This is a genomic window from Variovorax sp. J22R115 (genome assembly GCF_030317005.1).
Classification (GTDB): Bacteria; Pseudomonadota; Gammaproteobacteria; order Burkholderiales; family Burkholderiaceae_C; genus Variovorax.
The window spans coordinates 13,151-35,173 of sequence record NZ_JASZYM010000007.1; the positions used below are offsets into that span (position 1 = coordinate 13,151).

The window sequence follows — 22,023 nt, forward strand, 5'->3', positions numbered from 1 at the left end:
GTCCAACCCCGACCCGAAAGGAACCGGCAAATGGAATGGCTGCATGATCTCTTCAAACGGTCGCCTGAAATGGCGCTTTTCCTCTCGCTGGCTCTCGGCTACTACATCGGCAAGCTGAAGTTCGGCAAATTCCAGCTGGGCGGCGTGGCCGGGTCGCTGCTGGTCGCGGTGGTGGTGAGCCAGGTCGGCGTGAAGGTCGACGACGGGGTGAAGGCGGTGCTCTTCGCGCTGTTCATCTACGCAGTCGGCTTCGAGAGCGGCCCGCAGTTCTTCAGTTCGCTGGGCAAGCGCTCTCTCAAGGAGATCGTGCTCGCGGCCGTGCTGGCCATCACCGGACTCGCGACGGTGATCGTCATGGCCAAGCTGTGCGGCCTGGACAAGGGCCTCGCAGCCGGCGTCGCGGCCGGCGGTCTGACGCAGTCGGCCATCATCGGCACCGCCGGCGACGCGATCGCCAAGCTCGGCCTCTCGGCGGACGAGACGACGCGGCTGCAAGGCAACGTCGCCATCGGCTACGCGGTGACCTACGTGTTCGGCTCGTTCGGCGCCATCATCGTCTGCGTCAACATCCTGCCGAAGTTCATGGGCCGGTCCATCCGCGACGACGCGATCGCGGCCGAAACCGCGATGCAGGCCGGCGTGGCCGCGTTGGGGCCGGACCAGCAGGCGGCCGCGCCTTCGCTGGTGGGACGCATCTACGAACTGACGACCGATCCGAACCGCACGGTGGCGGAGATCGAATACGCCACGCCGACCACCGCCATCACGATCGAAAGGGTCAAGCGCAGCGGCAAGTTCATCGAGGTCGGCCCCGATCTTCGGCTGCAGAAAGGCGACGTGGTGCTCGTCGTCGGCCGGCGCGAGGCGGTGGTCGGCAGCGCGCCGCTGATGGGCAAGGAGCTTTACGACGTCGACGGCATGGAACTCACCATGCAGAAGCGCGAGATCGTGCTGACCAACAAGACCTTCGACAAGAAGACGATCGGACAGATCACCGCGGAGACTGCGGGCGGCGCGCGGCATGGCATCTTCGTGGTCAACATCAGCCGCATGGGCAAGGACCTGCCGATGAAGCCGGACACCGTGGTGCAGGCCGGCGACCTGGTCTCGATCTTCGGCGCCGAGCAGGACGTCAAGCGCGTATCGGCGCGCATCGGCGAAATCATCGTGCAGGGCACGAAGACCGACTTCGTCTACCTGGGTGCCGGGCTCGTGGTGGGCCTGCTGATCGGCCTCGTGAGCGTCAAGCTCGGCGACATCCCCCTGACGCTCGGCAGTGGCGGTGGCGCACTGCTGTCGGGCCTTCTGTTCGGCTGGTACCGGGCCAAGCGCCAGACCTTCGGCGCGCTGCCGGCGGGCGCGGTGCAGCTGCTCAAGGATCTCGGCCTCGCCGGATTCGTGGTGGTCGTGGGCCTGTCGTCCGGCCTGCAGGCGGTCGAGACGATCAAGCAGCACGGGTTGACGATCTTCGGCGTGGGCGTGGTGGTGACCATCCTGCCGATGATCGTCACCATGCTGTTCGGCCGCTACGTGCTGCGCTACGACAACGTGGCGACCTTCGCGGGCGCGCTGTCGGGCTCGCGCAGTGCCAACCCGGCCTTCGGCGAGGTGCTCGACAAGGCCGAGAACGCCATACCGACCGTTCCCTTCGCGATCACCTACGCGCTCGCCAATGTGTTCCTGACCTTGCTCGGTCCGTTGATCGTCGCATTGGCTTGAGCGCGCACATCCCTCTACTTTCCCGAACCAAGGAGCAAGCCATGGACTTCAGCGACGTCGAAAAACTGGGCAACCTGAGCCCCTTCGAACTCAAGGATTCATTGATCAAGGCCGCCAGCGAGAGCGACCGGCTCATGCTCAACGCGGGCCGCGGCAATCCCAACTTCCTGGCGACGACACCGCGCCACGGCTTCTTCCAGTTCGGCCTGTTCGCGATGACCGAGTCCGAGCGCTCGTACGTCTACATGGAGGACGTGGGAGGCTTTCCCCAGCGCGAGGGCATCGAGGCGCGCTTCGAGATCTTTACGCAGACGCATCGATCACGCCCCGGCGTGCGCTTCATCGAGGCGGCGGTCTCCTATGTGCGCGACCAGCTCGGCCTGTCAGCCGGCGACTTCATCTACGAGATGTGCGAGGCCATCCTGGGCTGCAACTACCCGGTGCCCGACCGCATGCTGCGCCTCTCCGAAATCATCGTGGGCCAGTACATCCACCGCGAGATGATCGGCACGCATCCTTTCGTGGGGAAGTTCGACATGTACGCGGTCGAAGGCGGCACGGCGGCGATGACCTACCTGTTCAACAGCCTGCGCGAAAACCACCTGATCGAGCCCGGCGACACGATCGCGCTGGGCATGCCGATCTTCACGCCGTACATCGAGATCCCGCACCTCAATGACTACCGCCTGGTCGAGCTGAACATCGAAGCGGAGCCGGAGAACAACTGGCAGTACACGAAGAAGGAACTGCAGAAGCTGCTGGACCCCAAGGTCAAGGCCTTCTTCCTGTGCAATCCGAGCAACCCGCCCTCTGTGAAGATGAGCGACGAGGTGCTCGCCAACATCGTGGAGATCGTCAGGAAGCGCCCGGACCTCATCATCCTCACGGACGACGTGTACGGCACCTTCGCCGACGACTTCACCTCGCTGTTCGCGATGTGCCCGCAGAACACGATCCTCGTGTATTCGTTCTCCAAGTACTTCGGCGCCACCGGCTGGCGCATGGGCGTGGTGGCCACGCACGAAACCAATATTCTCGACCAGAGGATCGCGGCCCTGCCGGAGGCACAGAAGAAGGAACTCGACGAGCGCTACTGCTCCATCACCACCGAGCCCCGCGCGCTCAAGTTCATCGACCGGCTTGTGGCGGACAGCCGTACCGTCGCACTGAACCACACGGCTGGCCTCTCCACGCCGGTGCAGGCGCAGATGGTGATGTTCTCCCTCTTCTCGCTGATGGACGAAGCGCAGGCCTACAAGGCGTCCATGAAGCGCATCGTGCTGCGCCGCAAGCAGGCGCTCTACCGCGAGTTGGGCATCCCGATGGTGGTCGACCCCAACTCCGTGCGCTACTACCACCTGCTCGACATGGAGGACATCGCGACGCAGATGTACGGTGCGGATTTCGCGAAATGGCTGGTGGCGCAGCTTCGGCCGAACGAGGCGCTCTTCCGGCTGGCGCAGGAAACCGGCGTCGTGCTCCTGCCGGGGCGAGGGTTCGGCAGCCCGCATGCGTCGGGGCGCGTGTCGCTGGCGAACCTCAACGAGTACGACTACGCCAACATCGGCAAATCCATCCGCGGCATGGCCTCCGAGTTCTTCGAGCGTTACCAGCAGCAGGGGTCGGGAAGCCGCGGCGCGAAAGGCGGCGCGGCCGGGGACGGAAAACCGAAATCCGCGAAGAAGGGGAAAAGGTAGCGGCCCTCGCCGGCTCAGGCCTTCAGGGTGTTCTTGTGGATCCTGCCGTCCTTCATCACGATCAGAAGGCTGCTGTCGGGATTCGCAAGCAGCGCGATGTTCTCGATGGGGTTGCCGTCGACGAGCAACAGGTCTGCGTACGCGCCTTGCTCGATGACACCCAGTTTCCCGGGATAAGGGTTGCGCGGACCTGAAAGACCCAGCAACTCCGCGTTGGTGGACGTTGCCATGGTCAGGATCTCGCTGTTCGAGTACCACTTCGTCAGATGCGTCAGCATCGTGCCCTGTCGTATCGCGAGCGCCGGGGAGAACAGCATGTCCGAGCCCCATGCAGTCTTGATCTTGTATTTCTTCGCCAGCCTGTAGGCGTTGTCGGTACCTGCGAACACCTGGAGCGCGGCCACACGGTTCGGGCCGGTCAGGGGGCCCGTGTCCTCGTCCGACAAGAAAGGCTGGATGCTCAGCCACACGCCCTTGTCGGCCATCATCTTCGCCGTCGTCTCGTCCATCAGGTGCGCGTGCTCGACACAGCGAGCCCCTGCCGCGATGGCGCGCTGGACGGTCTGCGGCGCATAGGCGTGCACCGTGGCATAGGTGTTCCAGTCTCTCGCGACCTCCATGCCCGCCCGCAACTCCGCCTCCGTGAGCGTTGTCAGGTCCAGCGGACTGCGCGGCGAGGAGACGCCACCGCCGCCCACGAGCTTGATCTGCGATGCGCCTAGCGTGAGCTGCTCCCGAACGCGCAGCCGGATCTCGTCCGGGCTGTCGACGATGGCCGCCGCGCCCGTTTGCTCCACGAAACTCGGCGTGCCCGGGCTCCTCGGTACGTCGGACAAAGAGCGCAAGTCGCCATGCCCGCCGCTGCCCGTGATCATCGCGCCGGAAGGATAGATGCGCGGGCCCGGCGTCAGGCCCTGGTCGATCGCCTGCTTGAAGGCGAAGGCGGGACCACCCAGGTCACGCACCGTCGTGAAGCCCCGCAGCAGCGTGCGCTGGGCTTCCCCACTGGCCGCGATATGGATGAAGCCGATGTTTCCTTGCAGGAGCACCTGGAGCGGCAAGGCTGCGAACATCGAATGCCAATGGGCATCGATCATCCCCGGCATGACGACTCGCCCGCCGCAATTGATCGTCTGGGCACCATCAGGCGCTGCGGGCGCGCCGCTCCCCAGCGACTTGATCCGGTCGCCCTCGACCACCAGGTGGAGGCCGTCGCGGAGCGACGCACTCTTGCCGTCAAAGAGGCGGAAGTTGGTCAGCACGATCGGCCGGGGCTGCGCGGGCGCGGGTTGCGCGCTGGCACTGAACGGAAGCCCCAGCGCCGCGACCGAGGCGGCCATGCCGGCGACGAAGCCGCGCCTCGACAGGTCCGCGTTGATGAGTCGGGTGAGCCTCCCGATCTCGGGCCGATGACAAATGCAGATGGCTCGGCTTACCGCCGAACCGTCCGCCATGGATTCGCAGGCATACATCAATGACCTCCAGAGCTTGGCAAGGAAACGCGTTCCGGACGCGTTTCCCTAGTCTGACGTCACCCGCGCTGGATGCCAAGGCGAACAAAAGCAAGCACGGGCATCGGCGCCCGCATGCTTTTGCTATGCCTTACTTTCGAACCTTGGCAATCTCGGCCATCAGTTCCTTGACAGTCGCGTCGCCCACGGAGGCCGTGTACTTCTCGATCACCGGCTTGACCTTCTCGCGCAGCTTCGCCATCTCGGCCGGCGGCAGTTCGGTGACGGTCATGCCGGCCGTCTTGAGGGCTTCGAGCGCGCTGTCCGCTGCGCCACGGGACACCTGGCGCTGGAAGGCCGTGGCTTCGGTCGCCGCGTCGGTGATGATCTTCTTCTCTTCAGCGCTCATCCCGTCCCAGGTCTTCTTGCTGACGATCAGCGCCTGCGGGTTATAGATATGGCGGGTTTGCGTGAGGTGCTTCTGCACCTCGGCGAACTTCGACGACAGGATCACGGTGTTGGGGTTCTCCTGGCCATCCACCGCCTTCTGGTCGAGCGCCGAGTACAGCTCAGGGAAAGGCAGCGGTGTGGCGTTGGCGCCCAGTGTGTTGAAGAGGTCGATGTAGATCGGCGACTGGATCACGCGGATCTTGAGCCCGGCGATGTCGTCGGCCTTCGCGATCGGGCGCTTGCTGTTGGTCAGGTTGCGAAAGCCCAGGTCCCAGTAGCCGAGGCCATGCAGGCCCTTCTCCTCGAGCTTCGCCATCAGCTTCTGGCCGAAGGGGCCGTCGGTGACCGCGTCCGCTTCCTGACCGTTGTTGAAGAGGAACGGGAAGTCGTAGGCGGCGAACTCCTTCACCTGCGCGGTCAGGATGCCGGCGTTGAGAACCGTCATCTCGACCGTACCGCCCTGCAGTGCGGAGACCGTCTGCAAGTCCCCACCCAGCGAGCCGCCAGGGAAGAGCTTGACCGAGATCTTGTTGCCGGACTTCTGCGCCACCAGGTCAGCGAATTTCTGCGCACCTTGCGCCTGCGGATGGCCCGTCTGGTTCTGGAACGCGAACTTCAGCGTGCGCTCCTTGACCTGGGCACCTGCGGTGGTCATCGCAAGCACCGCGATGGCGGCCAGCAGGGTCTTCTGAATGAAACGGGGCATGGATAAGTCTCCTCTAGAGTTTTTGGGGAATCAGCTCAACCGCCGAACAGCTTTGCTGGCCAGATGACCAACCACGGGAACAGGACCATGAGGAACATGATCACGAACTCCGCGATCATGAATGGCACCACACCGCGCGTGACATCGTCCATCGATATCTTCCCTACGCCCGCCACCACGTTGAGCACGGTGCCCACGGGCGGCGTGACGAGGCCGATGGAGTTGTTGATGATGAACAACACGCCGAAGTACACCGGGTCGATGCCTGCCGCCTTCACGATCGGCATCAGCACAGGCGTGAGGATCAGGATCGTCGGAGTCATGTCCATGGCCGTGCCCACGATCATCACGAGCACCATGATCGCGAACATCAGCAGGATCTTGTTGCCCATGAAGGGCTGCAGCAGGCCGACCACCTTCGACGGCAGGTCGGCCACCGTGATGAGCCAGGCGCTCACCATCGCCGCGGCAATCAGGAACATGACGATCGCACTCGTCTTCGCCGCGCCGACGAAGATGTTGTGCAGGTCCTTCCAGGTCAGTTCGCGGTAGATCACGGTGGACACGAACAATGCATAGACCGCAGCCACCACAGCCGCCTCGGTCGGCGTGAAGACGCCCATGCGCAAGCCCACCAGGATGATCAGCGGCAGCATCAGGGCCCACAGGGCACGCCGGAATGCGGTCAGGATCTCGGCCGTCGACTTGCGCGGCGGCGGAATGATCTTTTCGCGACGAACGAGCCACGCCCAGGTCAGCCACAGCGCCGCACCGATGAGAAGGCCGGGCACGATGGCCGCGAGAAACAGCTTGGAGATCGAGACGTTGGCCGCAACGCCGAAGATCACCAGCCCGATGCTTGGCGGAATGACGGGGCCGATGACACCCGTCGCCGCGATCAGCCCGCCGGCGCGCGCCTTGTCGTGCCCGGCCTTGACCATCATCGGCAGCAGCAAGGCGGTGAGCGCCGCCGCGTCGGCAACGGCCGAACCCGACAGCGCCGACAGCAGGCATCCGGCCAGGATGGTGACGTAGCCCAGGCCGCCCTTCACGTGGCCGACCAGCGCCAGCGCGAAATCGACGATGCGCTTGGACAACCCACCGACGTTCATGATCTCGCCGGCCAGCATGAAGAAGGGCACGGCCAGCAGCGGGAAGCTGTCGGCACCGCCGATGACGTTCTGCGCAAGGATCTGGGCATCGAACAGGTCAAGATGCCACATCAACGCCACGCCGCTCGCGAGCAGCGAGAAGGCGATCGGAATGCCCATCGCCATGGCGAGGAGCAAGGATCCCACGAAAACAAGGATCGTCATTTCTTGCTCCCGTGCGCGAATTCAAGGGTGGACGCATTTCCCGGCTCCGATGCCTCGCCGAGGATCTGCTGCAGTTGCACGGCCTCTTCCGATTCCTGGATCATGACGAGGTCCTTGTCGGCGATCTGCCCGGTCAGCAGGCGGTAGAGGTCGAGCGCCAGGATGAATGCGGCCAGCACCGAGAAGACGATGCCCGACGAATAGACCACCGCCATCGACGCCCCCGTGACGGGCGCAGTGACGTCCCAGTTGATGCGGGCCTGGGCCACGCTGCCCTGAAAGAGCAGCCAGACGATGTACAGCATGACGAGGTGCCCGAGCGCGAGACAAATCTTCTTGCCCAGGGGCGGCAGCCTCTGCACGACCATGTCGACCCCGAGGTGGCCGTGCTCCTTGAGGGCCACGACCGCGCCGAGGAAGGTCACCCAGATGAAGAGCCAGCGCGAGACTTCCTCGGACACGGTGATGCCCGAGTTGAAGCCGTAGCGAAGCACCACGTTACCGAACACCAGCACCACCATCACCGCGAGGAAGAAGGCGATCACTGCCTCGATGCCGGTGCTGCATCGGTCGATCCATCGATTCATGTTGTTTGTCTCTCTGTGAATCCCTGGCCAAGAGCTCAGACCGCGCGCAAGCGCGTCAAGCCCCGGCGTCGCGCTGAATCTCGACCAGCGCCCGAAGCGCAGCCAGGTAGGACTGCGGCCCCAGGCCCTGGATGGTTCCCTTCACGGCCGGCGAGATGATCGAGTGCGCACGCCACGTTTCGCGCGCCGCGATGTTGGACATGTGGACTTCCAGCGTCGGGAAGGGCATGGCCTTGATCGCGTCGTGCAGCGGGACGCCATGTTGCGTCAATCCCGCCGGATTGACCAGCGCACCCTGCGCCTCGTCGATGTTCTTGTGCAGGAAGTCGATCAGGTCGCCCTCGTGGTTCGACTGGATGATGTCCAGCGTCACGTTGAGGTCCAGCGCGAGCTTTTCGAGGCGCGCGTTGATCTCGGCCAGGGTGGTCTTGCCGTAGATGTGGGGCTCCCGGCGCCCGAACAGGTTCAGGTTGGGGCCGTGCAATACGAGGATCTTCATGGGGTGCTGTCGGTGCTGCGCTTTGGGCTTACTTGCGGATGCGTGCCAGCTCGTCGTTGTAGAGCTTGACGATGGCCGGGTCGTAGCTGGCCGCGAACTTGTCGATCACGGGCTTGGCGATCTGGCGCATGCGGGCCTGCTCGGCTGGCGCGACTTCGTTGAACTGCATGCCCTTGGCCTGCAGGTCGCCCACGGCACGCTGCGCCGCCGCACGGCTCACTTGGCGCTGGTAGCCACGCGCTTCGTCGGCAGCCTCGCGCATCCACTTTTGCTCGGTGGGCGAGAGACCGTCCCAGAACTTCTTGCTGACGAGCACGATGTTGGCCGCGTAGACGTGGTTGGTCGCGCTCAGGTACTTCTGCACTTCGAAGAACTTGTTCGACAGGATCACCGAGAACGGGTTTTCCTGGCCGTCCACCGCCTTCGCCTCGAGCGCGCCGTAAAGCTCGGCGAAAGGCATCGGCACCGGGTTGGCCTTGAAGGCCTTGAAGGTCTCGAGGAACACGGGATTCGGGATCACACGGATCTTGAGGCCTTCGAGGTCCTCGGGCTTGGCGATCGGCCGCTTGCTGTTGGTGACGTTGCGGAAGCCGAGGTCCCAGTAGCCCAGCGCGACCAGACCCTTTTCAGGCAGCTTGGCGATCAGCGTCTGGCCCAGGGGGCCGTCGAGCAGCGCGTCCGCCTGCGCGAAGTTGGCGACGGCAAAGGGGAAGTCGACCAGGCCGAATTCCTTGACGATGCCGGCCAGCGAGGTCGTGGCGGGAGCGGACATCTGCTGCACGCCGCCCTGCAGCGCGGATTGCTGCTGCATCTCGTTGCCGAGCTGGGAGGCCGGGAATTCCTGCACCTTCATCTTGCCGCCGCTCTTGGCCGCCAGCAGTTCGGCAAAGCGCTTGACGCCGAAGCTCACCGGGTGGTCGGCGTTGTTGAGGTGGCCGAAACGGATGACGCGCTCGTGTTCCTGTGCCAGGGACGGTGCGGCCATGGCGAGGGTCAGGCCGGCAACTGCGAGGGTGCGGAAAAGAAGTCTCAAGACAGTCTCCATGGAAAGGACGAAGAACGACAGCACGGTCCGCAAATGGACGAGCCGCCGGAGAAACGGCGCGATCATATTCGTGTAGTGGAAAAACTTTCCACTAGTGAAAACACTTTACAAAATGCCAGCGGACTGGATTAGGGTCATGCTCCGATCCGGCAGCGATGTCGCCCGACGCATGCCGGTCCACCGGTCCCCGAGAGATTCCATGAGCTCAATACTCGAACGCAGCTTCAAAGTGATGGAGCACCTGGCCCAGCACCCCGGCGGGAGTGCGCTGTCCGCCCTCGCCGCAGACCTGCAGATGCCCCTGAGCGCCACCCACCGTCTTCTGGCCGAACTCGCGCGCAACGGCTATGTGCGGCAGGACCAGCGCCATGGCGACTACACCCTCACGATGAAACTGGTGTCGCTGGGCCTCAGCTTCCTGAGCAACAGTGGCATCGTCGATGTCGCGCAGCCGCTGCTCGACCGCCTGGCCGCTGAATCTGGCGAACTCGTGCGCCTGGCGGTCGTGGATGGCGACGACCTCACCTTCGTCGCCAAGGCGCAGGGCGCGACGCGCGGCTTGCGCTACGACCCAGACATGGGCCTTTCCGTCAACCTGTCATGCAGTTCCGCAGGCCATGCGTGGTTTTCGACCATGACGGACGAACAGGCCCTCGAACTGGTCGCCAAGCAGGGATTCGGCAAGCCCGAAGACTTCGGCCCGAAGGCGCCGACCACGGTCAAGGCCCTGCTGGCCTACATCCGGGCGGCGCGCAAGCGCGGCTTCAGCATGATCAACGAGGTGTTCGCGCCCGCGATGGCCGCGATGGCCGCGCCGGTGCGCAGCGGCAACGGGGCCGCCATCGGCGTGATCACCATCGCGGGCCCGTCGGTGCGGCTGACGGAGGAACGCATGCTGGCCCTGGGCCCGGCGCTGCTCGCCACGGCTTACGACGTCGCGCTGGCCAGTGGCGGGTCGGCGATGTTCAAGCGCAGGGCTTGAGCGCCTGAAGCAGGCGGCGCGTCAGGCGCCCTGCAGCGAGAGCGGGTCGCCGAAGTTCGCCAGCAGCCGCTGCCTGCCGGCCAGCACATGGCGCTCGGCGGCAGCGCGGGCACGGGCCGGGTTCGAGGCCACGATCGCGTCGAAGATCGCGCGGTGCTCGACGTTCGATCGGCGCATGTTGCCCGGCGCATTGAAGTACTTGCGCCGCACGAGGTGCAGTTCCTTCACGTAGTCGTCGTACGCCTGGTGGGCGCGACGGTTGTTCGAGAGCGTGAGGATCAGCGCGTGGAACTGCAGGTTCAGCTCGTAGTAGAGCGTGCCATCCTCCGCGTCGCAGGCGGCGTCCATCGCAGTCAGCAGGTCTTCCATCTGCTTCCTGTAATCCTCGGTCAGATGCTCGCAGGCGCGTTCGGCCGCGTAGCCGAACATGAGTGCGCGCAGCTCGTAGATCTCCACCATCTCGCGAAGCGAAAGTTGCCGCACGTACACGCCGCGGTTCGCGACGGCCGTGACGATACCGAGCCCGGCCAGCACCTTGATCGCCTCGCGAATGGGGCCGCGGCTGGTGCCCATGCGCAGGGCCAGGGCCGCCTCGTTGAGCCGCTCTCCCGGCTTGAACTCGCCGGTGTAGATGAGTTGCTTGAGCTCGCTGACGATGCCCTCCGACAGGGCGGAACCACGGGTGCTGGAAGAAGGGGGAGGCATGCGCAATCCTAACTTCAGACCCTCACTCGACCTTGACGTTCGCGCTCTTCACCAGCTTGACCCAGAACTTGCCGTCCTCGGCCAGGAAGCTGTTGAACTGCTCGGGCGATGACGAGATGGACACCTCGGTGCCATCGCGCGCCAGAGAGGCCTTGACCGAAGGCTGCTGCATCGCGGCGACCGTCGCGTTGTAGATCTTCTGGACGATGGCCGGCGGCGTGCCGGCGGGCACGAACATGCCGTACCAGAACTCGAGGTTGTAGTCCGGCAGCCCCGCCTCCTTCATGCCCGGCAGGTTGGGCACCAGCGGCGAGCGCTCGCGCGTGCTGACGGCCAGCGCGAGCAGCCGGCCTCCGGTGGCCATGGGCAGCACCGAGGGCGATGTGCCGAAGGTGAGCTGGGTATCCCCCGCCATCACCGACTGGATCGCCAGGCTGCCGCCGCGGTAGGGAATGTGCGTCATCTCCGCGCCGGTAACCTGGCTGAACAGCGCGGCGCCCAGGTGCGGCGCCGAACCGTTGCCCGAGGTCGAGTAGTTGAGCTTGCCTGGATCCTTCTTTGCCGCCGCGATGAGATCGGCGACCGAACGGATGCCGGTCGAGGGATTGACCGCCAGCACCAGCGGCGAGGTCGTCATCTTCGTCACGGCCGTGAGGTCGCGTGCCGTGTAGGACAGTTTGGGGTTGAGCGCAGGGTTGACGGAGATGCTGCTCGGGCTGGCGATGAGCAAGGTGTAGCCGTCGGCCGGCGCCTTGGCCACCAGTTCCGCCGCGATGCTCGATCCGTTGCCCGGCTTGTTGTCGACCACCACCGGCTGCCCGAGCGCCTTGCCGAAGGCTTCGCTCATGGCACGGGCCACGTAATCGGCAGCGCCGCCAGGAGCGAAGCCGATGACCAGGCGAATCGGCTTGCTCGGATAGTCCCCGGGCTGGGACCACGCAACGCTTCCGACAGCGCACAAACCCAATGCGAGGACGATCTTCTTGATGTTCATGTCTTGTCTCCTTCTGTTCTTGTGATCAGGCCGCGGCCGGCATCCGCAGCACGATCTTTCCGACATGGCCGCCGCTTTCCATGGTCGCCTTGGCTTCCCGCAGTTGCCCAAAGTCGTAGACCCTGTCGATCTGCGGCCTGATGCGGCCGGCGGCGATGTGCGGCAGCACGTCCGTCACGAACGCAGGAATCGCCGCCGCGCGCTGAGCCTTGCTGCGCAGCTTGTTCGACACGCCGAATACCGTGAGCCGCTTGGCATGCAAGGCCGCGAGGTCCAGCTCGGCATGTACCACGCCGTCGACGTAGCCCACGGTGGCGAGCCGGCCTTCGAAGGCCAAGGCGCGGATGTTCTCCGCGAACACCGTTCCACCCACCGTGTTGATGACGAGGTCCGCGCCGTGCTGCTCGGTCACCTGCATCACCGCATCGCCGAAGTCGGGAGCGCGCGTGCAGATGGCGAGATCCAGGCCGAGGGTTTTCAGCCTCGCCAGCTTGTCGGCCGAGCCCGAAGTGCCGATCACCTTGGCGCCCAGCAGCTTGGCCAACTGCAGCGATGCGACGCCGACGCCTGACGACACGCCATTGATCAGCACCCACTCGCCGGCCTCGAGCCGCCCCTGCAGCACCAGCATGTCGTACGACACGAGGAATGTCAGCGCGACGCTGGCCGCCTCCTCCCACGACAGGCTGGCGGGCTTGGCCATCGCCTCGATCTCTTCCATCAACGCATATTCCGAGAACGCGCCGGAACAACGGCCCATGACCTGGTCGCCCGGCTTGAAGCGGGTGACCCCGGCCCCGATGGCGACGACCTCGCCGGCGCCCTCCCCGCCAATCGCCTTCCAGCTGCCAGGCTGGCCGTGCAGGCCATGGCCCGCCACGAACTCGCCGCGGTTGAGCGAAGCCGCGTGCACGCGCAACAGCAACTGCTGCGGGCCGGGCTGCGGCATGGCCGTCTCGCGCATTTCCAGCACGGTCGACTCGTCGGTCATCTGCATCCAATAGGACTGCATCGTTCGATCTCCTCGTTGTCTTGATCGCTAGCGGCCGGTGAAGACCGGCTTGCGCTTCTGCATGAAGGCGGTGCGGCCTTCGGTGTAGTCGGCGCTCTCGAAGCAGCCGCGGATCAGCGACGTGCACAAGGCCTGGTCCAGTTCCGGCGAGGGCCTCAGGATTTCGCGGGTGATGGCCTTGCCTGCCGCCACGGTCAGCGGCGCGTTGTCGGCCAGCGCCTTCGTGTACTCGGCCAGCAACTCGTCGAGCCCCTCCACGGCGGAGACCCGTGTCACGAGGCCGAGTGCCTTCGCCTCTGCGGCGTCGATGCGACGGGCGGTGAAGAAGAGATCCTTGGCTGCGCCGGGGCCGATCAGGTCGACCAGATTCTTCATCGCGGAGTAGCGATAGCCGAGCCCCAGCCGCGCGGCCGGGATCGAGAACACCGAGTCGTCGGATGCGATGCGGATGTCGCAACTGATCGCCACGTTCACCCCGCCGCCGATGCAGTAGCCGCGAATGCAGGCGAGCGTGGGCTTGGGGAAGTCGTGGATGCTCATCAGCGCTTGCTCGGCCATCGCCTCGTAGCGGGTGACGGCCTCGCGCGCGGCGCGCATGTCTTCGAACTGCGAGATGTCGGCGCCCGAGACGAAAGCCTTCTCGCCCGCGCCGGTGAACACGACGAGGCGCACCCTGTCGTCGTCCTGCGCGACACGCAGCAGCGGCGGCACGGCCTCCCACATGTCGACCGACAGCGCGTTGTGCCGCGCCGGGTTGTTGAAGCGGATGTGCAGCGTGGTGCCGTCGAGCCAGGTCTGGACTCGCTCGGTGGTGGATTCGTAGGCGGGATTCGACATATCAAAAAACTCCGGTCGCTTTCATGCGGGCGAGGTCGTCCGAACCGATGCCCAGTTCGAGCAGGACTTCCTCCGTGTGTTCGCCGCGCCGCGGGGCTGCGCGGGCAATGGTGCTGGGCGTGCGCTCCAGTTGCATCGGCTGGCCGATCAGCCGCTGCGGGCCGAGCCGTGCCGATACGACTTCCTTGACCATGCCGAGGTGCTCGATCTGCGGCTCGGCAAAGACTTCGCGCATGTCGCTGATGAGGCCGCAGGCCACGCCGCCGGCATTGAACTGCTCGATCCAGCGGCTGCGGTCGTGCGCGGCAAGACGCCGGTTGATCTCGGCATTGAGCGCATCGCGGTTGATCGAGCGCGAGGGTTTGTCGTGGTAGCGCTCGTCGGTGATCCATTCGGGCGCGCCGAGGATGTTGCAGAAGCGCTCCCAGATCTTGGAGCCGAACACGGCGATGTTGAGGTAGCCGTCGCGGGCCTTGTAGACACCGGTCGGGATGCTGGTCGGGTGGAAGTTGCCCGCCTGATGGCCAACCTCGCCGTCGATCAGGTAGCGCGAGGTCTGGAAATCCATCATGTAGACCATCGACTCCAGCAACGAGGTGTGCAGCCACTGGCCCTTGCCAGAGGCTTCGCGCTCCAGCAGGGCGACGAGGATGCCCTGCGCCGCAAAGATGCCGGCGCACAGGTCGGCGATCGGGATGCCGACGCGCATCGGGCCGTCGCCGGGCAAGCCGGTGACTGACATCAGGCCGCCCATGCCCTGCGCGATCTGGTCGAAGCCCGGACGCGTGGCGAGCGGCCCTGTCTGGCCGAAGCCGGAGATGCTGGCGTAGACGAGCCCGGGGTTGTCCACCGCAAGCGTCTCGTAGTCGATGCCCAGGCGGAACTTCACGTCCGGACGGAAGTTCTCCACCACCACGTCGGCGCCCGCGATCAGACGCTTCAAGGTGGCGATGCCTTCGTCTTCCTTGAGGTTGAGCGTGATCGAGCGCTTGTTGCGGTGGGTGTACTGGTAGTCGGAGCCGTCCTGGCCGCCGAGGGTGTCGTCGCCGCGCATGTGTTCGGGCATCTGCACCTGGATGACGTCGGCGCCCCAGTCAGCCAATTGACGGCAGGCGGTGGGGCCGGCACGGACCTGGGTCAGATCGACCACGCGGAAGCGTTGCAGGGCGGATGAGGCAGGCAGATGGGGCATTCGGATTGAACTTGGATGACCTTTGAATGACCTTGATTGTTTGCATCCATCGCCAAAGTGTCAACACTTTTATCGAAAGCGTGGACATTTAATCACGCTGTCGTATACGATATGCGGACCACAACGGACTTCCGCATGCTGCCCTGGCTCTCCGACCTCCCCTCTGACCAACTCTCGACCGTGCGAGACGTTCCGCTCGCCAAGCTGGTGCGCGACGACATGCTGGCCATGATCCTGCGCGGCGACCTGCCGACGGGCCAGCGCATCAACGAGCCCGACATCGCCGCACGCCTGGGCGTGTCGCGCGTACCGGTGCGCGAGGCGCTGCGCGAACTCGAAAGCACGGGCCTCGTCGTGGCCCGCAAGCACGCCGGCGTGTTCGTGCGCGAACCGGGCGCCGAAGAACTGCGCGACCTCTACGAAATGCGCGGGCTGCTCGATGGCTTTGCGGGCCGCCGCGCGGCACGGCGTGGCGATGCAGCACGCATCGCGCTGGCCGATGTGCTGGATGCCTCCATCGCCGACATGAACGCCGCCTTCGCCGCGCACGACGTACAGCGCTACTACCGCGAAAACCTGAACTTCCACTGGGCCATCGTCGAAGCGGCGGGCAATCACGCGCTGGCGGACACCTACCGCGGCGTGGTGCAGAAGCTGCACCTCTCGCGGCTGAAAAATCTTTCGCAGGACATGGGCATGCGCGCTTCGATCGCCGAACACGTGGCGATCGCCCGCGCGCTTCGCGACGGCGACGTCACCCGTTGCGAAAGGCTCATGGCGCGCCACGTCGGCGATGCCTACACCCGGCTTTCGGGCCTGACGGGCTGACGCACCAGCCCCCGACTTTTCAAGACAAGGAGACAAGACCATGAAACGACGCGCCTTCGTCCTCGCGCTTCCCCCGACCCTCGTCGGACTGCACGGACTGGCCCACGCCCAGGGCTATCCGAACAAGCCCATCCGCTACATCGTGCCGGTGTCCGCCGGCGGCGGCAGCGACATGATCGGCCGCACCGTCACCGAGCGCTGGGGCAAGGTGCTGAACCAGACCTTCGTGGTGGACAACCAGGCCGGCGGCGGCGGCGTGATCGCCTCGCAGAACACCGCACGCTCGCCCGCGGACGGCTACACGCTGATGCAGGGCTATGTCGCCACCCACGGCACCGCACCCGCCACGCGTCGCCTGCCCTATGACGCGGTCAAGGACTTCACGCCCATCGGCATGATCGGCGGCACGCCCAACATGCTGGTGGTCAATGCCGATGTGCCGGCCAAGGACTTCAAGCAGTTCGTCGCCTACGTGAAGGCCAACCCGAGCAAGGTCAGCTATGGCTCCTCCGGCGCGGGCTCGCTCACCCACCTGACGATGGAGCTGTTCAAGCAGCAGGTCGGGGTATTCATGGTGCATGTGCCCTATCGCGGCATCGCACCGGCGTTCACCGACCTCGTGGGCGGGCAGACCCAGGTGATGTTCCCGGGCCTTGCCGCGGCGATGCCGCACCTCAAGTCGGGGCGCGTGCGCGCACTGGCCGTCACGGGTCTGACGCGCCATCCCGCGGTGCCGGACGTGCCGACGCTCGAAGAACTGGGCCTCAAGGGCTTCGACGCCATGCAGTGGTATGGCGTGGTCGGCCCGGCCAACATGCCCGCGGACGTCGTCCGCCAACTCAACGAATCGCTCAACACGGTGCTCAAGGCGCCGGACCTGCGCGAAAAGTTGTCGGTCGAAGCCGTCGAGCCCATGCCCATGAGCCCCCAGGAGTTCTCCGACTACATCCGCGCCGACATCACGCGCTGGACCAAGCTCGCCCGCGACCGCAAGATCGAACTCGACAACTAGCGCGCCACCACCTTTCGCACTTTTTCTTTCAACCTTCCAGCTAGAGCTTTCACATGGCACGCAATACTCAGGTCGCAGCCGACCACAACGCCCCTCCCGTCACCCGCATCCTGGCCGAGTACGTGGCCGGCCACGCCTCGCGCGGCTGGAGCGACGCGGTAGACCACGAGGCTCATCGCACTTTCCTCAACTGGCTGGGTTGCGCCGTCGGCGCCGCGCGCCACGAGGCCGTCGAAGCCGCGCTGGCCGCGGTGCAGGAACTTCAGCCCGCGCCGCAAGCCGCCGTGCTCGGCCGCGCCGAGAGAGTCGACATCGCGAACGCGGCGATGCTCAACGGCATCAGCTCGCACACCTTCGACTTCGACGACACGCACCTCAAGACCATCATCCATCCGGCCGGTCCGGTGGCCTCGGCCGTGCTGGCGTTGGCCGAGCACACCGGTGCGAGCGGCCGCGCCGTACTCGACGCGCTGGTGCTCGGCATCGACGTGGCGTGCCGCCTGGGCAACACGGTCTATCCCGACCACTACGACCGCGGCTGGCACATCACCGGCACCACCGGCATGTTCGGCGCGGCCGCGGCCTGCGCGCGCCTGCTGGGTCTGGATGCGGACCGCACCGCGATGGCGCTCGGCATCGCCGCATCGCAACCGGTCGGCCTGCGCGAGCAGTTCGGCACCATGACCAAGCCCTTCCATCCCGGCGGCGCGGCACGCGCCGGCCTGATGGCTGCGCTGATGGCCAAGCACGGCTACACCGCGAGCCCGAAGGCGATCGAGGCGCCGCGCGGCTGGGCTCAGGTGGTGTCCACCAAGTACGCGTGGAACGAAGTCACCGACGAGCTGGGCGAGCGCTTCGAGATCTCCTTCAACAGCTACAAGCCCTTCGCCTGCGGCATCGTGATTCACCCGAGCATCGACGCCTGCGTGCAATTGCGCGAGCGCGGCATCAAGCCCGAGCAGATCGAGCGCATCGAACTCAAGGTGCACTCGCTGGTGCTCGAACTCACCGGCAAGAAGGAACCGGCCGACGGCCTGCAAGGCAAGTTCAGCGTGTACCACGGCTGTGCGGCCGGCCTCGTGTTCGGCCGTGCGGCCGAAGAGGAATTCGCCGACGACATCGTGAACCGCCCCGACGTCGTCGCACTGCGCCGCAAGGTCGTGGCAACGGTGGACGACAGCATCGACGAAGCCAGCGCCGACGTGACGGCCGTGCTCACCGATGGCCGCCGCGAGCATGTGTTCGTCGAACACGCGATCGGCTCGCTGCAGCGCCCGATGAGCGATGCCGACCTGGAGCGCAAGTTCCACGGCCTCTCCGACGGCATCCTCGGCGCGCAGCGGACTTCCGACCTGCTTGCCGCGTGCTGGTCGCTCGGCAAGGCCGCGGACGTTCGCGTCCTGACCAGCCTCGCGCGCCCGTAGTCCATTTTTCCCAAGGTCCGCGCGCGACCACAGCGCGCGGCACATCAACGAGAGATCGAAAGAGGCACATGAAGAAACTCAGCTCCCTCCTTGCAGCCGCCGCCATCACCGCCGCCCTCGCCGGGTGCGCCGGCACCGCCATGCAGGCGCCCGCGCTGCAGCCCGCGCAACCGGGGACCATCGCCGCGGGCAAGGCCGAAGTGCTCTGGCTCGGCCAGGCCACCATGCGCATCACCACGCCCGGCGGCAAGGTCATCGTGATCGACCCGTGGCTCACCACCAACCCGAAGACGCCGGCCGCCTTCAAGCAGCTGAATGCACTGGGCAAGGTCGACCTGATCCTGGTGACGCACGCGCACTACGACCACTTCAATGACGCGCCGGCGCTCGCGAAGCTGAACAACGCGCCGGTCTACAACGCCGGCGGTATGGGAGCGGCCATCGTGAGCCTGGGCATCCTGCCCACGGCGCAGGTGCAGCGCTTCGGCAAGAGCGGCACGGTCGCGCCCTTCGGCCCGACCGGTGTGAAGATCACCGCCGTCCATGCCGAGCATTCGTCCGAACTGGTGTGGAAGAACCCCGCCACCGACAAGGAGGAAACGCACTTCGGCGGCGAGCCGGTGGGCTACATCATCGAGCTGGAGAACGGCTTCAAGATCTGGCACATGGGCGATACCGGCTTGTACGGCGACATGAAGCTGATCGGCGAAACGTACAAGCCCGACCTGGTGCTGATCCCGATCGGCGGCCACTTCACCATGGGGCCGCAGGATGCCGCCACCGCCGTGCGCGACATGATCAAGCCCCGCTACGCAATCCCGATGCACTACGGCACCTTCCCGCTGCTGCGCGGAACGCCGGCCGAATTCACGTCGGCGCTCGGCGCTTCCACGACGCGGGTGCTGGTGCCCGAGCCGGGCCAGAAGGTCGACTTCTGATGGACGCCGCACGCCGCTCCTTCTGTGCCGCGGGCGGGCTGCTGCTGGCCGGTTGCGCGAGCACCCGGCCGGACACTCGCGCGGCGGCCAGGGCCGAGTTGGGAGCCACGGGCAAGCTGCGCGCCGCCATCAACTTCGGCAACCCGATCCTCGCAAGCAAGGACGCAGCCGGCGAGCCGCTCGGCGTGTCGGCGGACCTCGCGCGCGAGGCGGGCCGACGCCTCGACCTGCCGGTCGAGCTCGTGCTCTTCAACTCCGCGGGCAACGTGGTGGAAGCGGTCAAGGCGCGCCAAGTCGACCTCGCGTTCGTCGCGATCGACCCGGTCCGCGCGGCGGACATGGAATACACGGCGCCCTACGTGATCATCGAAGGCGCCTACCTGGTGCGCAACAACTCGCCGCTTCAGCGCAACGAGGAAGTGGACCGCCCCGGCACACGCGTCGCCGTGGGCCGGGGCAGCGCCTACGACCTGTTCCTGACGCGCGAGCTGAAGTCCGCCTCCCTGGTGCGCGCCCCGACCTCGCCTGAAGTGACCAACCTCTTCCTCGCCCAGAACCTCGAAGTGGCCGCCGGCGTGAAGCAGCAACTGGAAGCGGATGCGAAGCGGGTGGGCGGCGTGCGCCTGCTGCCCGGGCGCTTCATGGTCATCGAACAGGCCATGGGCGTGCCAAAGGGCCGTGTCGCATCGCAGGCATGGCTCAGCGGTTTCATCGAGGAGATGAAGGCCTCGGGCTTCGTGGCGGACTCGCTGAAGAAGCACGGCATCGAAGGCGCGGGCGTGGCGCCTGCCGTTCACCGCACGTAGCAACCGCCCAGCCCCACCATCGCCAGTTCGACGAACCGCGACCCATGGTGGTTCTCGGGGCTGTAGTCGACCGTGTATCCGCCGCGAGTTGCAGCCGACGGCCTTGAACTGCAACATACGTTGCCCCGCATGGAGGCCACCCAATGAACACCTCTTCAACCTACCTGGCCACGCAAGGCGATGCGTACGAGCGAGTGATGGGCCGCTGGAGCCGGCAACTTGCGCTTCCCTTCCTGGATTTCGTCGGCACTGCGGAAGGCGATCGCGTGCTCGACGTCGGCTGCGGCACCGGCCACCTGACTTTCGCGGTGGCCCGGCGGTCCGGCTCAGGCGAGCTTCGGGGCGTCGACCTGGCGCAGCCCTACATCGAGCACGCGAGGCGCCACAACCAGGATGCGCGCATCGTCTTCGAGGTGGCGGATGCCTGCGCGCTGCCCTTCCCGGACGGCAACTTCGACCGGGTGCTGTCGCTGCTGGTCTTGCACTTCGTGCCGCAGGCGGAGCAGGCGATCGCCGAGATGCGCCGCGTGGCCAAGCCCGGCGGGGTGGTCGGCGCTGCCGTATGGGACGTTCGAGGGGGCTTTATCGCGAACCGGATGTTCTTCGACACCGCTGCTGCACTCGATCCCGATGCCAGGGAGCGCCGCGCACGAAACTACACGCGCCCCATGACACGGCCCGGAGAGCTGCAACGGGCATGGCGCAACGCCGGGTTGAAGGACGTGGTGGAAACCTCCCTGGTCATGCGCATGGAGTTCGCCTCCTTCTCGGACTACTGGACGCCCTACGAGGGAAGCGAAGGCCCCGCCGCAGAGTACGTCGCCAGCCTGACGGACGACGGGCGGGAGCGCCTGCGAGGCGCCCTCGAGGCGGCCTATCTCGATGGCGACGCCGATGGGCCTCGCTCCTTTGCTGCACACGCGTGGGCCGTGAAGGGGACGACACCCTCTTGAGATGCGCTAACTGCCTCATTGCGTGCGCCATTGCGATTCACTTTGGTGCGGCGTATCGTGACTGCACCCTGAAGGAGCAGAACATGCCCTCACGAAGAAGTCATCTTGCAGGCGGACCAGCGCGGGGCATGCCGCCGATACCCCCGTTGGGCTATCCCATGGAAATGACGAAGCCATCGGATGCCGAGTTGTGCGAACGCGCAGTCCAGGCCATCTGGCGCAGCCTGGATGACCATGATCTCGTGGACGAGCAGGTGCGACAGGAACTCGCGATGGTCCTCGAGCCGCTGACCGCCCTGCCCTTGGGGGATCGTCCTCAGCGCTTGATCAACACCTTGAAGTTGCCCAACCCGATCGATGCGTCCCACCTGTATTGGCTCACACGCCGCCTTCTGACCCTCGTGCCCGAACTCCAAGCCGTGGCGATGGCACGCAGGCTCTAGGTGCTCGGCCATGTCGGACATTGGCCTGACCCATGTCGCGCTTCCCGTGCACTCTCTTGCGGCCAGCGTGGCTTTCTATTCAAAGTACGCCGGTATGCAAGCTGTGCATTCACGTCCGGGGGTCGTTTGGGTCAGTGACCGCACAAGACCTTTTGCCGTCGTTCTGATCGAAACTGCGAACGAAATCAAACCGCTGCTGCCGATGGCGCACCTTGGCGTCGGAGTGCGTTCCCGGGAAGAAGTCGATCGGCTTTGTCAACTTGCGCGAGAGGATCAATGCCTGGCTCGAGAGCCCGCAGATTCGGGTCCTCCGGTTGGATATTGGGCGCTGATGCGGGATCCGGACGGTCACACGCTGGAGATTGCGTATGGTCAGGAACTGGGTCACACAGTCGAGGACGCGGGCTGACCTTCGCGCAGTGCAGCG

The 22,023-nt window shown here is 65.6% G+C and carries 22 protein-coding genes; 11 read left to right on the top strand and 11 right to left on the bottom strand.

Annotated features, from left to right (window positions below; genetic code table 11):
• The first annotated feature begins 30 nt into the window (after window positions 1-30).
• Together aspT and QTI04_RS13540 are read left to right on the top strand one after the other, a co-directional pair.
• Window positions 31-1,719 (top strand): aspartate-alanine antiporter, encoded by a 1,689-nt coding sequence (gene aspT, locus QTI04_RS13535; protein WP_286616137.1) that lies wholly within the window; start codon window positions 31-33, stop codon window positions 1,717-1,719.
• Window positions 1,720-1,760: 41 nt separating this feature from the next.
• The gene (locus tag QTI04_RS13540; RefSeq protein ID WP_286616138.1) at window positions 1,761-3,416 is read left to right on the top strand and encodes a bifunctional aspartate transaminase/aspartate 4-decarboxylase; all 1,656 of its coding nucleotides are present in this window, start codon (window positions 1,761-1,763) and stop codon (window positions 3,414-3,416) included.
• Window positions 3,417-3,430: 14 nt separating this feature from the next.
• On the opposite strand, the gene QTI04_RS13545 is transcribed toward QTI04_RS13540, so the two are convergent.
• The 6 genes from QTI04_RS13545 to QTI04_RS13570 form a co-directional block, all read right to left on the bottom strand.
• Complete coding sequence (locus tag QTI04_RS13545; protein ID WP_286602752.1) at window positions 3,431-4,888, bottom strand: amidohydrolase family protein; 1,458 nt, start codon at window positions 4,886-4,888, stop codon at window positions 3,431-3,433.
• A gap of 130 nt (window positions 4,889-5,018) precedes the next feature.
• Window positions 5,019-6,023, bottom strand: coding sequence for a TRAP transporter substrate-binding protein (locus QTI04_RS13550; protein WP_286616139.1), 1,005 nt, complete (start codon window positions 6,021-6,023; stop codon window positions 5,019-5,021).
• Between the two features lie 35 nt (window positions 6,024-6,058).
• Window positions 6,059-7,339 (bottom strand): TRAP transporter large permease, encoded by a 1,281-nt coding sequence (locus QTI04_RS13555; protein ID WP_286602754.1) that lies wholly within the window; start codon window positions 7,337-7,339, stop codon window positions 6,059-6,061.
• Window positions 7,336-7,926, bottom strand: coding sequence for a TRAP transporter small permease (locus QTI04_RS13560; protein WP_286616140.1), 591 nt, complete (start codon window positions 7,924-7,926; stop codon window positions 7,336-7,338). Before QTI04_RS13560 ends, QTI04_RS13555 begins: the two co-directional genes overlap by 4 nt.
• 55 nt (window positions 7,927-7,981) lie before the next feature.
• Complete coding sequence (locus QTI04_RS13565) at window positions 7,982-8,425, bottom strand: type II 3-dehydroquinate dehydratase (protein WP_286602756.1); 444 nt, start codon at window positions 8,423-8,425, stop codon at window positions 7,982-7,984.
• Window positions 8,426-8,453: 28 nt separating this feature from the next.
• Entirely contained in the window at window positions 8,454-9,458 is a 1,005-nt protein-coding gene (locus QTI04_RS13570; RefSeq protein ID WP_286616141.1) for a TRAP transporter substrate-binding protein, read from the bottom strand.
• 211 nt (window positions 9,459-9,669) lie between these two features.
• Here QTI04_RS13570 and QTI04_RS13575 point away from each other — a divergent pair, with 211 nt between their 5' ends.
• A complete protein-coding gene (locus tag QTI04_RS13575) occupies window positions 9,670-10,452 on the top strand; it encodes an IclR family transcriptional regulator (protein WP_286602759.1) in 783 nt (260 codons plus the stop codon).
• A gap of 21 nt (window positions 10,453-10,473) precedes the next feature.
• Here QTI04_RS13575 and QTI04_RS13580 read toward each other — a convergent pair whose 3' ends face one another.
• From QTI04_RS13580 to QTI04_RS13600, 5 genes are read right to left on the bottom strand one after another with little or no spacing between them, the layout of a single operon-like run.
• Window positions 10,474-11,157, bottom strand: coding sequence for a GntR family transcriptional regulator (locus QTI04_RS13580; RefSeq protein WP_286602760.1), 684 nt, complete (start codon window positions 11,155-11,157; stop codon window positions 10,474-10,476).
• Between the two features lie 22 nt (window positions 11,158-11,179).
• A complete protein-coding gene (locus tag QTI04_RS13585; RefSeq protein ID WP_286616142.1) occupies window positions 11,180-12,151 on the bottom strand; it encodes a tripartite tricarboxylate transporter substrate binding protein in 972 nt (323 codons plus the stop codon).
• Window positions 12,152-12,176: 25 nt separating this feature from the next.
• Window positions 12,177-13,163, bottom strand: coding sequence for a zinc-binding dehydrogenase (locus QTI04_RS13590; protein WP_286616143.1), 987 nt, complete (start codon window positions 13,161-13,163; stop codon window positions 12,177-12,179).
• A gap of 27 nt (window positions 13,164-13,190) precedes the next feature.
• Window positions 13,191-14,000, bottom strand: a complete 810-nt coding sequence (locus QTI04_RS13595; protein ID WP_286616144.1) for an enoyl-CoA hydratase — start codon at window positions 13,998-14,000, stop codon at window positions 13,191-13,193.
• A 1-nt stretch (window position 14,001) separates the two neighbouring features.
• Entirely contained in the window at window positions 14,002-15,192 is a 1,191-nt protein-coding gene (locus QTI04_RS13600; protein ID WP_286616145.1) for a CaiB/BaiF CoA-transferase family protein, read from the bottom strand.
• Between the two features lie 135 nt (window positions 15,193-15,327).
• On the opposite strand from QTI04_RS13600, the gene QTI04_RS13605 reads away from it, so the two are divergent.
• From QTI04_RS13605 to QTI04_RS13640, 8 genes are all read left to right on the top strand, one after another.
• Window positions 15,328-16,020 carry a GntR family transcriptional regulator gene (locus QTI04_RS13605; protein WP_286616146.1) on the top strand — a complete coding sequence of 231 codons (693 nt, stop codon included), beginning with the start codon at window positions 15,328-15,330 and terminating at the stop codon, window positions 16,018-16,020.
• Between the two features lie 40 nt (window positions 16,021-16,060).
• On the top strand, window positions 16,061-17,032 hold the full coding sequence (locus QTI04_RS13610; protein ID WP_286616147.1) for a tripartite tricarboxylate transporter substrate binding protein: 972 nt from the start codon (window positions 16,061-16,063) through the stop codon (window positions 17,030-17,032).
• A 53-nt stretch (window positions 17,033-17,085) separates the two neighbouring features.
• Window positions 17,086-18,456: an MmgE/PrpD family protein gene (locus tag QTI04_RS13615; RefSeq protein ID WP_286602769.1), complete on the top strand. Its 1,371-nt coding sequence runs from the start codon at window positions 17,086-17,088 to the stop codon at window positions 18,454-18,456.
• Window positions 18,457-18,596: 140 nt separating this feature from the next.
• Window positions 18,597-19,394 carry a metal-dependent hydrolase gene (locus QTI04_RS13620; RefSeq protein WP_286602962.1) on the top strand — a complete coding sequence of 266 codons (798 nt, stop codon included), beginning with the start codon at window positions 18,597-18,599 and terminating at the stop codon, window positions 19,392-19,394.
• Window positions 19,394-20,200 (top strand): ABC transporter substrate-binding protein, encoded by an 807-nt coding sequence (locus QTI04_RS13625; protein WP_286616148.1) that lies wholly within the window; start codon window positions 19,394-19,396, stop codon window positions 20,198-20,200. Before QTI04_RS13620 ends, QTI04_RS13625 begins: the two co-directional genes overlap by 1 nt.
• 143 nt (window positions 20,201-20,343) lie before the next feature.
• On the top strand, window positions 20,344-21,153 hold the full coding sequence (locus QTI04_RS13630) for a class I SAM-dependent methyltransferase (protein ID WP_286616149.1): 810 nt from the start codon (window positions 20,344-20,346) through the stop codon (window positions 21,151-21,153).
• Between the two features lie 83 nt (window positions 21,154-21,236).
• Window positions 21,237-21,596 carry a hypothetical protein gene (locus QTI04_RS13635; RefSeq protein WP_286616150.1) on the top strand — a complete coding sequence of 120 codons (360 nt, stop codon included), beginning with the start codon at window positions 21,237-21,239 and terminating at the stop codon, window positions 21,594-21,596.
• A 10-nt stretch (window positions 21,597-21,606) separates the two neighbouring features.
• Window positions 21,607-22,005, top strand: coding sequence for a VOC family protein (locus QTI04_RS13640; RefSeq protein WP_286616151.1), 399 nt, complete (start codon window positions 21,607-21,609; stop codon window positions 22,003-22,005).
• The last annotated feature ends 18 nt before the right edge of the window (window positions 22,006-22,023 follow it).